Origin of the sequence: Isoptericola sp. NPDC056573, from assembly GCF_042793335.1 — a bacterium.
GTDB lineage: Bacteria > Actinomycetota > Actinomycetes > Actinomycetales > Cellulomonadaceae > Isoptericola.
The window spans coordinates 150659-162136 of sequence record NZ_JBHTUY010000010.1 but is presented as its reverse complement, the minus strand read 5'-3'; the positions used below and the strand labels follow the sequence as shown (position 1 = coordinate 162136).

At 73.6% G+C, this 11478-nt stretch carries 10 protein-coding genes; all 10 read right to left on the bottom strand.

Annotated features, from left to right (window positions below; all coding sequences use genetic code 11):
- Positions 1-21: 21 nt before the first annotated feature.
- The 10 genes from hisF to ACFQ8E_RS17510 all read right to left on the bottom strand — a co-directional run bounded on the left by hisF (position 22) and on the right by ACFQ8E_RS17510 (position 11455).
- Positions 22-795 (bottom strand): imidazole glycerol phosphate synthase subunit HisF, encoded by a 774-nt coding sequence (gene hisF, locus ACFQ8E_RS17555; protein WP_430551852.1) that lies wholly within the window; start codon positions 793-795, stop codon positions 22-24.
- Positions 796-841: 46 nt separating this feature from the next.
- Positions 842-1825 (bottom strand): FKBP-type peptidyl-prolyl cis-trans isomerase, encoded by a 984-nt coding sequence (locus tag ACFQ8E_RS17550; protein ID WP_430551851.1) that lies wholly within the window; start codon positions 1823-1825, stop codon positions 842-844.
- Between the two features lie 243 nt (positions 1826-2068).
- Positions 2069-3430: a Pup--protein ligase gene (gene pafA / locus ACFQ8E_RS17545; RefSeq protein WP_430551850.1), complete on the bottom strand. Its 1362-nt coding sequence runs from the start codon at positions 3428-3430 to the stop codon at positions 2069-2071.
- A gap of 71 nt (positions 3431-3501) precedes the next feature.
- The gene (gene prcA, locus ACFQ8E_RS17540) at positions 3502-4224 is read right to left on the bottom strand and encodes a proteasome subunit alpha (protein WP_430551849.1); all 723 of its coding nucleotides are present in this window, start codon (positions 4222-4224) and stop codon (positions 3502-3504) included.
- On the bottom strand, positions 4221-5126 hold the full coding sequence (prcB, locus tag ACFQ8E_RS17535; RefSeq protein ID WP_430551848.1) for a proteasome subunit beta: 906 nt from the start codon (positions 5124-5126) through the stop codon (positions 4221-4223). The genes prcA and prcB overlap by 4 nt, the downstream gene beginning before the upstream one ends.
- A 6-nt stretch (positions 5127-5132) precedes the next feature.
- The gene (locus ACFQ8E_RS17530; RefSeq protein ID WP_430551847.1) at positions 5133-5330 is read right to left on the bottom strand and encodes a ubiquitin-like protein Pup; all 198 of its coding nucleotides are present in this window, start codon (positions 5328-5330) and stop codon (positions 5133-5135) included.
- A 228-nt stretch (positions 5331-5558) separates the two neighbouring features.
- Positions 5559-7292, bottom strand: a complete 1734-nt coding sequence (dop, locus tag ACFQ8E_RS17525; RefSeq protein ID WP_430551868.1) for a depupylase/deamidase Dop — start codon at positions 7290-7292, stop codon at positions 5559-5561.
- Between the two features lie 125 nt (positions 7293-7417).
- Complete coding sequence (gene arc, locus ACFQ8E_RS17520; protein WP_430551846.1) at positions 7418-9085, bottom strand: proteasome ATPase; 1668 nt, start codon at positions 9083-9085, stop codon at positions 7418-7420.
- Positions 9086-9264: 179 nt separating this feature from the next.
- Positions 9265-10224 carry a tRNA (adenine-N1)-methyltransferase gene (locus tag ACFQ8E_RS17515; protein ID WP_430551867.1) on the bottom strand — a complete coding sequence of 320 codons (960 nt, stop codon included), beginning with the start codon at positions 10222-10224 and terminating at the stop codon, positions 9265-9267.
- 109 nt (positions 10225-10333) lie between these two features.
- On the bottom strand, positions 10334-11455 hold the full coding sequence (locus tag ACFQ8E_RS17510; protein ID WP_430551845.1) for a site-2 protease family protein: 1122 nt from the start codon (positions 11453-11455) through the stop codon (positions 10334-10336).
- Positions 11456-11478 lie beyond the last annotated feature (23 nt).

The following is an 11478-nucleotide window of genomic DNA, read 5'->3' as shown; positions in this document are numbered from 1 at the left end:
GTCGTCCGACCGACCCCGTGCTCACCTCCGCACCTCGATGCCCGCCTCGGCGAGCGCCGCCTTGACCTGACCGATCGACAGCGTGCCGAAGTGGAAGACGCTCGCGGCGAGCACGGCGTCGGCGCCCGCCCGGGCCGCGGCGACGAAGTGTTCCGGCACCCCGGCGCCTCCCGACGCCACGAGCGGCACGTCGACCCGCTCCCGCACCGCGGCGAGCATGTCGAGGTCGAAGCCGGAGGTGGTGCCGTCGGCGTCCATGGAGTTCAGCAGGATCTCGCCCGCGCCGAGGTGTGCGGCGCGCGCGGCCCACTCGACGGCGTCGATCCCGGTGCCGCGGCGGCCGCCGTGGGTCGTGACCTCGTAGCCCGAGGCGGTGACGGTCTCCCCGGTGACGCGGCGGGCGTCCACGGACAGGGTGAGCACCTGGCGCCCGAAGCGCGCGGCGATCTCCGCCACCAGCTCGGGCCGGGCGATGGCGGCGGTGTTGACGCCGACCTTGTCGGCCCCGGCGCGCAGCAGCCGGTCGACGTCGTCCGTGGACCGGACGCCGCCGCCCACCGTGAGCGGCACGAACACCTGATCAGCTGTGCGGCGCACCACGTCGACCATGGTGGCGCGGTCGCCCGACGAGGCGGACACGTCGAGGAACGTCACCTCGTCGGCGCCCTCACGGTCGTACCGGGAGGCCAGCTCCACGGGGTCGCCCGCGTCACGCAGGTTCGTGAAGTTGACGCCCTTGACGACCCGTCCGTCGTCGACGTCGAGGCACGGGATCACGCGGACGGCCACGGACATGCGGGACTCACCCTTCCTTTGCTGCTGTCGTCGCTGCTCTCGCCGGCTAGTCGCCGGGCGGCTCCTCCGGTGCGTCCTTCTCCGGGTCGCCGCCGTCGTCGCCCTTGCCCTGGCCGGTCGACTCGTCCTCGGTCACCTGGAAGTGCGCGTCCAGGATGTCCACGACGTAGACCAGGGTCTCGTCGGCGAGGTCGCTGCTGGTGCCACCGTAGCCGAGGCCCGGGGGCACCACGAGCAGCACCTGCGAGCCCACGGTCTGCTCGATCAGCCCCTGGTCGAGGCCGTCGACGAGCTGGCCGATGCCGACCGTCGCGGACTGCGGCCGCGTCCCGGCGCTCCACGTGGTGTCGAACTGCCGCCCGTCGCTCCACCGCACCGCGGTGAACCGCATCGTGACGACCTGCCCCACCTGCACCTGCGGTCCCGTGCCCCGCACCAACGGCTGCACCTGCAGGTCGGAGGGCGGGTCGGCCTTCGTCGGCACGGTCACGCTCGGGGTGCCGTCGTCGCGGCGCTCGACGGTGGGGAGCCCCTTCGCCGCGGTCACCTCGGCGCCCGCCGCGTGCGTGGGCAGCACGTCGACGACGAGGATCACGGGCACCCCGCCGTCCTCCTCCAGCAGGAGCATCCGCGCCCCCACCTTCTGGCCCCGCAGCGTGTCGTAGAGGTTGGAGCCGAGCGACTCCGCCGACATCGTGTACCACCCCGGCGCGTCGATGTACGTGCTCGAGATCACGGTGCCGTCACGGCCGTCCTCGGCATACATGTTCAGCAGCACGGGCTCCCCGTCCACGACGGGATCGCCGGACCCGGGCCACACCGTCCGCGCCCCGGCCTGCACCACGTCGTAGGGCTGCTCGTAGTCGAGGGCGGGCGGTTCCCCCACCGCTCCCGACACCTGCACGGGCGCCGCCGACGGCGCGGACGACGGCCGCTTGCCCAGGTCCTCCAGCACCGACGAGCCGCACCCGCCGAGCACGAGCGCACCACCGAGCAGCAGCGAGATCAGCAGGGACAGACGGCGGAGCACCGCGACAGTCTGCCACGCCCGCCGCTCACCCTGATCAGCGGTCCGCGCCCGCACCTGGCCGCAGGCCGACGACCTGCCGTGTCCGCGGGGGTCGCCTCGCCGACGTCGGCCCGGAGCCGGTGCACCGAGCGGGGCGCGGCGGTTTCTCCGCGCAGACGTATCCCTCCCGAAGTGGAGGGCGCCCTGGCGCCCGTGAACGCGTCCGCGCGACGATTCCGCCAGGGCACGGCGGTCCCGCCACACCTACATCGACTCGATCAACCGGTCCACGCGCTCGTCGACGCTCTTGAACGGGTCCTTGCACAGCACGGTGCGCTGCGCCTGGTCGTTGAGCTTCAGGTGCACCCAGTCCACGGTGTAGTCCCGGCGCGCCTCCTGCGCGGCACGCACGAAGTCCCCCCGCAGCTTGGCGCGGGTGGTGGGCGGCGGCACCGCCGTCGACTCGAACACCTCGAGGTCGGTGACCACGCGCTCCACCATGCCGCGCGCGGCGAGGAGGTTGTACAGCCCCTCGGTGCGGGAGATGTCGTGGTAGGCGAGGTCGAGCCGGGCGATGCGCGGGTCGTCCAGCGGCAGGTCGTGCTTGGCCTGGTACCGCTCGATGAGCTTGAGCTTGATGACCCAGTCCAGCTCGCGGTCCACGAGGGTCAGGTCGCCCGACTCGAGAGCGCGCAGGCCGCGCTCCCACAGGTCGAGGACCTGCTTGACGACGGGGGTGGCACCGGAGTGCGCGTCGACGTGCTCACGCACGCGGTGGAAGTACTCCCACTGGATGTCGACGGCGGTGGCGGTGCGCCCGTTGGCGAGCTGGACGGGGTGCAGCCCGGTGCGGTCGTGGCTGATCTCGCGGATCGCGCGGATGGGGTTCTCAAGGGTGAGGTCGCGCATCGGCACGCCCGCCTCGACCAGGCGCAGCACGAGGTCGGTGGCGCCGACCTTGAGCATCGTGGTCGGCTCGGCCATCGACGAGTCGCCGACGATGACGTGCAGGCGCCGGTAGCTCTCCGCGTCGGCGTGCGGCTCGTCGCGCGTGTTGATGATCGGCCGGGAGCGGGTGGTGGCGCTGGAGACGGCCTCCCAGATGTGGTCGGCGCGCTGGGAGAGGCAGTAGACGGCGCCGCGCGGGGTGGCGAGGACCTTCCCGGCGCCCGTGAGCACCTGGCGGGTGATGAGGAACGGCACCAGCACCTCGGACAGGCGCGAGAAGTCGCCCTGCCGGCGCACGAGGTAGTTCTCGTGGCAGCCGTAGGAGTTGCCGGCGGAGTCGGTGTTGTTCTTGAACAGGTGCACCTTGCCGGACAGGCCCTCGTGCTCGAGCCTCTGCTGCGCGTCGGCGACCAGCCCCTCGAGGATGCGCTCGCCGCCCCGGTCGTACGCGACGAGCTGATGCACGTCGTCGCACTCCGCCGTCGCGTACTCGGGGTGCGACCCGACGTCGAGGTAGAGGCGCGAGCCGTTGCGCAGGAAGACGTTCGAGCTCCGCCCCCACGCCACGACCTTGCGGAACAGGTAGCGGGCCACCTCGTCCGCGGACAGGCCGCGCCCGTCGTCCGCCGCGCACGTCACCCCGTACTCGGTCTCCAGACCGAAGATCCTGCGGTCCACGACGTCTCCCCTCGCTCGGCCCTGTTGCCGGACGTGCTGCCCGACCTGCTCGCCCGTCTCAGGCGCCTGTCTCACTCACCCTGCTGCTCGAGCAGCCCGGCCAGCGTCGCGCCCTGCAGCCGGCGGAACGCGCGCCGCCGGCCCGCGCGCTCCAGCACCGCCACCTCGAGGCCGGCGGGCGCGATCTCGCGCTCCTCCCCCTCGGCGGCGACGGACCCGTCCGACCCCACCGCCCCGAGGGTGCGCACGGCGAGCGTGAGCACCTGCGGGAGCGTCATCCCCTCGTGCCAGGCCTCCGCGACCCGCGCGCCCAGCTGCTCGGCCTGGCCGCCCATGACGACGTGCCCGTGCTCGTCCGCGACGGAGCCGTCGTAGGACAGCCGGTAGATCTGGTCGGCGGCCGGGGTGTCCCCGACCTCCGCCACGACCAGCTCGACCTCGAGCGGCTTGGACTCGGTGGTGAACACGGTGCCGAGCGTCTGCGCGTACGCGTTGGCGAGCCCCCGCGCGGTGACGTCGGTGCGGTCGTACGAGTACCCGCGCAGGTCCGCGTAGCGCACGCCGGCGACCCGCAGGTTCTCGAACTCGTTGTACTTGCCCACCGCGGCGAACGCGATGCGGTCGTAGATCTCCGAGATCTTGTGCAGCGCGCGCGACGGGTTCTCCGTGGCGAACGCGATCCCGCCGGAGTAGGCGAGCACGACGACGGACCGACCGCGGGCGATGCCCTTGCGGGCGAAGTCCGCCCGATCCTTCATCAGCTGCTCGGGCGAGACGTAGAACGGCATCGTCATGCGTGCGCACCCCCCTGGTACCCGGTCCGGGGACCGCCGGCGGGGCGGTCGCCGTGGGCGGCCCGGTGGGCGGCCCCGCGCTCGTCGACGATCCGCGCGACCGTCGCGGCGAGCTCGTCGTCCGCCACCCGGCGCACGCCGTCGGCGGTCACGACCGTCACCACGGGCCAGATCTGCCGCACGGGGTCGGGGCCACCGGTCGCGCTGTCGTCGTCGGCCGCGTCGTAGAGCGCCTCGACCGCGACGCCGACCGCGGCGTCGGCGTCGAGCCCGGGCCGCCACAGCTTCTTCAGCGCCCCGCGCGCGAACACGGAGCCCGAGCCGACCGTGTGGTGGTCGTGCTCCTCGTACCGTCCGCCGGTGACGTCGTAGCTGAACAGCCGCCCGTACCCGCGGTCGAGGTCGTAGCCCGCGAACAGCGGCACCACCGCGAGCCCCTGCAGGGCGAGAGGCAGGTTGCCGCGGATCATCGTGGACAGGCGGTTGGCCTTGCCGTCGAGCGACAGCAGGGAGCCCTCGATCTTCTCGTAGTGCTCCAGCTCGAGCTGGAAGAGGCGCACGAGCTCGATCGCCACGCCGGCGGACCCCGCGATGCCGACCACCGAGTAGGCGTCGGCGGCGAAGACCTTCTCCATCTCCCGGCTGGCGATGAGGTTGCCCGCCGTGGCGCGGCGGTCGCCCGCCATGATCACGCCGCGGCCGCCGTCGTCCGTGCCGAAGCTCAGCGCGACGATCGTGGTGGCGTGCGGCGCGAGGCCGTCCGCGGGCGCACCCGCGCCGCCGACGTCGCGACGCCCCGGCAGCAGGTCGGGCGCGTGGCCGGCGAGGAAGTCCACGAACGAGGACGAGCCGGGGCGCAGGAACGCGTCCGGCAGCCGTCCCGAGGTGTCAGCGTGGGTCATGGGCGCTCACTGACCGCCCTTCTGCACGAAGCCGCGGACGAACGACTCGGCGTTCGTCTCGAGGACCTCGTCGATCTCCTCCAGCAGGGCGTCCACCTCGGCGTCGCGCTCGGACGCCGCAGGGGCGACCGGGGCGGGGGCGTCCGCGTCGTCGTCGGGCGTGCGGTCCTCGTGCTGCGGGTTGATCCGTTCCTGACCGGCCATGGTCCGCCTCCTTCGCTGCTGCGGAGCCCCCGTGAGGAGCTCCGGGAGAGTCTCGCGACGCCAGCCTATGCGCTGCGGCCGACACCGCGCGGCGACGTCCACGCCGGTTGCGCCGAGGGCTGAACGACTCCACCCGCGCACGGTCCACGCACGGTCCGGGGGACGTCGTCGCCGGTCAGCGCCGGTCAGCGCCCGGTCAGCGCGGGTGAGCGGACGGTCGGCCCGCGCTCATCCCTCGCCGCTCAACCCCTTGAGCAGCGCCGCCGCGTCGGGGCTGGCGTCGAGGAGGGCGCCGATGTGGGCCCGCGTGCCCCGCGACGGGTCGAGCATGGGCACCCGCTGCAGGGCGGCGGCCCCCGGGACGTCGAAGATCACCGAGTCCCAGCTCGCGGCCGAGACCTGGTCGGCGTACCGGGCCATCACCTCGCCGCGGAACCACGCCCGCGTGTCCGCCGGTGCGTGGTGCACCGCGTCCGCCACCCGCTCGTCGTCCACGAGCCGCTCGACGGCGCCGGACGCGACGAGCCGGTGGTAGACGCCGCGCTCGGGCCGCACGTCCGTCCACTGCAGGTCCATCGCGTGCAGCCGGGGGTGGTCCCAGCCGAGCCCGTCCCGCGACCGCATCCGCTCCAGGAGCCGTCGCTTCGCCACCCACTCGACCTCGCGAGCGCAGGTCGCCGGGTCCGTGCCCAGCCGCTGCAGCACCGACCGCCAGCGGTCCAGCACCTGCGCGGTCTCGTCGTCGCCCGGCGTCTCCCCCGGCACGTCGACCGAGCCGTCACCCGGACCCCCGAGCGCCGCGACCGACCGGGCGACGACGTCCGCGTACGCCTCCTGGATCTCCAGCGCCGTGAGCCGGCGGCCGTCGGCGAGGTCGAGCCGCGCGGTGAGGGCGAGGTCGCGCGACACCCGCTGCACGTCGGCGACCGGGTCCGCGAGCCGCAGCGCGGCGAGCTCCTCGCGGGCGGGCACGCCGGCCTCGGCCAGCTCGTCGAGGTGCTCGAGCACCCACAGCACCAGCGAGGTGGTGCCCAGCTTGAGGAACGTCGCGACCTCGAAGAGGTTCGCGTCGCCGATGATGAGGTGCAGGCGCCGCCACCGCGTGCGGTCCGCGTGCGGCTCGTCGCGGGTGTTGACGATCGGGCGGCGCAGCGTGGTCTCCAGCCCCACCTCCGCCTCGATGTAGTCGGCGCGCTGGGAGAGCTGGAAGCCCGCCTCCGAGCCCGTCGGGCCGAGCCCGACCCGGCCCGACCCGGCGAACACCTGCCGCGTGACGAGGAACGGCGTCAGCAGCTCGACGAGCGTGCCGAACGGCAGCGCCCGGTCCACCAGGAAGTTCTCGTGCGTGCCGTAGCTGGCGCCCTTGCCGTCCACGTTGTTCTTGTAGAGCACCACCTCGCCACCCGGCACCTCCGCGAGCGACCGCACCGCCGCGAGCATGACCCGCTCCCCCGCGACGTCCCACAGGACGCCGTCGCGCGGCCCCGTGACCTCGGGCGACGAGTACTCGGGGTGCGCGTGGTCCACGTAGAGACGCGCGCCGTTGGTAAGGATGCAGTTCGCGGCGCTCGGGTCGTCGTAGTCCTCCACGGACGGCCGCTCGACCTCCTCCGGCTCCTGCCGCGCGGCCCGCGCCGCGCGCCCGCGCGCCGTGCCGCCCGGGGTGCCGGCCGCGGAGGCCACCTGGGCCGACGCCGGCGTGCTGCCCGTCGTCGGGCCGGAGGGCGCGGGGCGCGACGGGTCGTCGGTGAGGAGCGACGGGTGCGCCGACGCGCGCTGGAGGTGGAATCCCCGGGCGTCCTGCAGCGGGTCCTCGTCGTCGTAGTCCCACCGGGCCGGCGGGCGGGCGCCCGCCCGCGCCACCAGGGCGCGGTACGTCATGACCACCTGCGAGCTCATGAGCATCGGGTTGGCCATGGGCCGCCCCGGTGCCAGCACGCCGTACTCGGTCTCGATCCCCATCACGCGACGAACGCTCACGCCACCACCCTAGGTGGCCACGAACGAGATCGAGGTACCCGTCTCGAAGTCGACCCACGGTGGGTCGGCCTCGTGACGGGCACCTCGATCTCGTGGCGGCGCGGGGACTACAGGTACTGCCCCGTGCTGGTCACCGTGTCGATGGTGCGCGGCGTGCCGTCGCCGCCCTTCTTCTGGACGATCGTGCGGATGAAGACGATGCGCTCGCCCTTCTTGCCGCTGATGCGCGCCCAGTCGTCGGGGTTGGTGGTGTTCGGCAGGTCCTCGTTCTCCTTGAACTCGTCGACGCACGCCGACAGGAGGTGCTCGACCCGGATGCCCCGCTGACCCGTGGCCAGGAAGTCCTTGATCGCCGACTTCTTGGCCCGGTCCACGACGTTCTGGATCATCGCGCCGGAGTTGAAGTCCTTGAAGTACAGGGTCTCCTTGTCGCCCGACGCGTAGGTCACCTCGAGGAACTGGTTCTCCTCGTCCTCGGAGTACATCCGCTCCACCACGCTGTTGATCATCGCCGCGACGGCCTCGGTGTGGCTGCCGCCGTGCTCGGCCAGGTCGTCGGGGTGGATGGGCAGCTGGGGCGTGAGGTACTTGCCGAAGATCTCGGTGGCACCCTCGGCGTCCGGCCGCTCGATCTTGATCTTCACGTCCAGCCGGCCCGGCCGGAGGATCGCGGGGTCGATCATGTCCTCGCGGTTCGAGGCGCCGATGACGATGACGTTGTCGAGCCGCTCGACGCCGTCGATCTCGGCGAGCAGCTGCGGCACGATCGTGGTCTCGACGTCCGACGAGAGGCCGGTGCCGCGGGTGCGGAACAGCGACTCCATCTCGTCGAAGAACACCACGACGGGCGCCCCCTGCGTCGCCTTCTCCCGGGCGCGCGCGAAGATCAGGCGGATGTGCCGCTCGGTCTCGCCCACGTACTTGTTGAGCAGCTCCGGGCCCTTGACGTTGAGGAAGTAGCTCTTGGCCGTGGGGTCGCCGCCCTGCGCGCTGGCGACCATCCCGGCGAGCGAGCTGGCCACCGCCTTGGCGATGAGCGTCTTGCCGCACCCGGGCGGCCCGTACAGCAGCACGCCCTTGGGCGGCCGCAGCCCGTGCTCGCGGAAGAGGTCGGGGTGGGAGAACGGCAGCTCGACGGCGTCGCGGATCTGCTCGATCTGCGGCCCCAGCCCGCCGATGTCCTCGTAGGCGATGTCGGGCACCTCCTCGAGGACGAGCTCCTCGACCTCCGACTTCGGCACCACCTCGTAGACGAACCCGCTGCGCAGGTCGACCGTGAGCGCGTCGCCCACCCGCAGCTCGGCGTCCACGACCGACCCGGCGAGCCGCACGACCCGCTCCTCGTCGGCGCGGCCGACGACGAGCACCCGCTCGGCGTCGAGGACCTCCTTGACGGTGACCAGCTCACCGGTCCGCTCGTAGCCGCCGACCTCGACCACCGTCATGGCCTCGTTGAGCTTGACCTCCTGGCCGGGCCGCAGCTCGGCGACGTCGAGCCCCGGGCTCGCCTGCACGTGCATCTTGCGGCCGGCCGACGAGATGTCGACCGAGCCGTCGTCGTGCGCGGCGAGGAACGTCGCGTACGTCCCCGGGGGCTTGGCGAGCTCATCGATCTGGCCCTTGAGCTCCACGATCTGGTCGCGGGCGGCGCGGAGCGCCTCGGCGAGCCGCTCGTTCTTGGCGGCGAGGAGGGCGAGCTGTGCGTCGTGGCTCGGTCCGGTGGGCAGCGCCGGCTGCTCCGGTCGAGGCTCCGGGCGGACAGGGTTGTCGGACATCGCATCCCCTCTCGTGCGGCCCGGGTGGCCGCCTCCCCGGACGGGAAGGTGCCCCCGGAGTACAGCACCCTAGACATCAACACGGGTGTCCGGGGGTTCATTTCACGGACCGGTCGCGAGGTTCACACGACCGAGACCTTCCGGTGACCTGCCGCGGCTCCGCGGCCTCCCGAACGACCTCAGCCCTGCGCGTCGTCCGGGGCGACCCCCAGGTCGCGCCGCACACGACGGATCTTCTTGTCCGACACGGCGCGCTCGCCCAGCTCCTCCTCCGACCACTCGGCGTCCGGGGCGGGGTAGGAGCCCTTGGCCGGGCGGCGGGTCCGCTCGGGCGGCGCGACGCCGTCGGCGAGCCGCCGCGCCGTGATGAGGAAGCCGGTGTGCCCGATCATCCGGTGCTGCGGGCGGACCGCGAGGCCCTCGAGGTGCCAGCCGCGCACCATCGACTCCCAGGCCTGCGGCTCGGCGAACCGGCCGTCGGCGCGCAGGTCCTCGGCCGTGCGGGACAGCTGCGTGGCGGTCGCGACGTAGCAGACGAGCACGCCGCCCGGCGCGAGCGCGCGCGCCACGGGGTCGACGTTCTCCCAGGGCGCGAGCATGTCGAGCACGACGCGGTCGACGCTGCCCGGCTCCGCCACGGTGGGCAGCACGTCCGCGAGGTCGCCGACCGACAGCCGCCACGCCGGGTGCTCGCCGCCGAAGAACGACTCGACGTTGCCGCGCGCGATCGCCGCGAAGTCCTCGCGGCGCTCGATGGAGTGCAGCTCGCCGGCGTCGCCCACGGCGCGCAGCAGCGACATCGTCAGCGCCCCGGAGCCGACACCCGCCTCGACGACGCGCGCACCGGGGAAGATGTCGGCCATCTGCACGATCTGGCCGGCGTCCTTGGGGTACACGACGGCGGCGCCGCGCGGCATGGACAGCACGTAGTCGCTCAGCAGGGGCCGCAGGGCGAGGTACTCGATCCCCGCCGTGTTGGTCACGACCCACCCCTCGGGCCGGCCGATGAGGTCCTCGTGGCGGAAGTAGCCCTTGTGCGTGTGGAACGTGCCGCCGGGCTTGAGCGTGATGGTGTGCAGCCGCCCCTTGGGGTCCGTGAGCTGCACCCGGTCCCCCTCGCGCAGCGGGCCCCGGCGCAGGTCCGCACCCGTGGCGCTGCCGGTCGGGTCGACGGTCGGGCGGTTCTCGGGCGCGGTGGCGTCGGCGTCGGTCACGACGGGCGAGTCTACCGGCCCGCCCGCCGGCACCTCATCGACGGAGCGCGGCCGCGACCCGCGCCACGTCGAGCACCCCCGTGAGACGGCCGTCGTCCACGACCGGCACCACCCGCGCGCCCGACGACCCGTGGGCGAGGCGGTCGAGCAGCTCGTCGCCCTCGAGCTCGGGACCCACCGCCGAGCCGGGCGGGAACGGCACGACGACGGCCTCCACCGGCGTGGCGGCGGCCTGGTCGGCGGGCACGCTCGCGACGGCGCCCGGATCCACCCAGCCCACGGGCTCCCCGGCCGGCCCGACGACGGCCACGACCGCGCCCGGCTGCCGCGCGGCCGCGTCGGAGACCCCGGCGACCGTGGCGGTGACCGGGAGCACGACGGCGGGTACGGCGAGGCCCCGCGCGGACAGCCCCGCGACCCGGGCCCTGGTCTGCGCGCCCTTGATGGCCTCGCCCGCCCCGGACCACAGGAACGCGCCGATGAGCGCCGCCCACGCGACCGTCACCCAGGACGGCCTGCGCCCCTCGAGCAGCGGCCACAGCAGCGCCACCGCCAGCACGCCGACCGCGACCACGCGCCCCACCCAGCCCGCGGCGAGCGTGCCCCGCGAGCGCGAGCCCGTCGCGCCCCAGACGGCGGACTCGAGGATCTGCCCGCCGTCCAGCGGCAGCCCGGGCAGCAGGTTGAAGAACCCGACGAACGCGTTCGAGAACGCCCCGGCCAGGAGCAGGGCCGTCGCGACGGACGACACCGGTTGCAGGAGGTACACGACCCAGAACGCGGCCGCGAGCACGAGGTTGGTCAGCGGGCCGACGACGGCCACGAGGGCACCGTCGAGCGGGCGCCCGCCCGACCCCGTGTAGGCGGTGTGACCGCCCCAGAGGGTCAACGCGATCTCGGTGACGCGGTGCCCGCGCGACCGAGCGACGAGGGCGTGGGCCACCTCGTGCAGGAACACGGACCCGAAGAGCAGGAGCACGAAGGCGGCCGCGACGACGAGCACCGCCGTCGTGCCCAGCTGGGGCGCGAACCACGTCCGTACCGAGGGCGCGAACACGAGGGTCAGGACGACGGCGCCGAGGAACCACGACGGGGTGACGAGGACGGGCGCGCCCGCGATGCGGCCGACCACCCATCCCCGGGAGCGAGAGGTCACCCGGTCAGGCTATCCGGCGCCGG

Excerpts from the sequence above, each read along its gene's own strand:
- hisF (WP_430551852.1), bottom strand. The coding sequence starts at position 795 with ATGTCCGTGGCCGTCCGCGTGATCCCGTGCCTCGACGTCGACGACGGA.
- prcA (WP_430551849.1), bottom strand. The coding sequence starts at position 4,224 with ATGACGATGCCGTTCTACGTCTCGCCCGAGCAGCTGATGAAGGATCGG.
- prcB (WP_430551848.1), bottom strand. The coding sequence starts at position 5,126 with ATGACCCACGCTGACACCTCGGGACGGCTGCCGGACGCGTTCCTGCGC.
- ACFQ8E_RS17530 (WP_430551847.1), bottom strand. The coding sequence starts at position 5,330 with ATGGCCGGTCAGGAACGGATCAACCCGCAGCACGAGGACCGCACGCCC.
- dop (WP_430551868.1), bottom strand. The coding sequence starts at position 7,292 with ATGGGGATCGAGACCGAGTACGGCGTGCTGGCACCGGGGCGGCCCATG.
- arc (WP_430551846.1), bottom strand. The coding sequence starts at position 9,085 with ATGTCCGACAACCCTGTCCGCCCGGAGCCTCGACCGGAGCAGCCGGCG.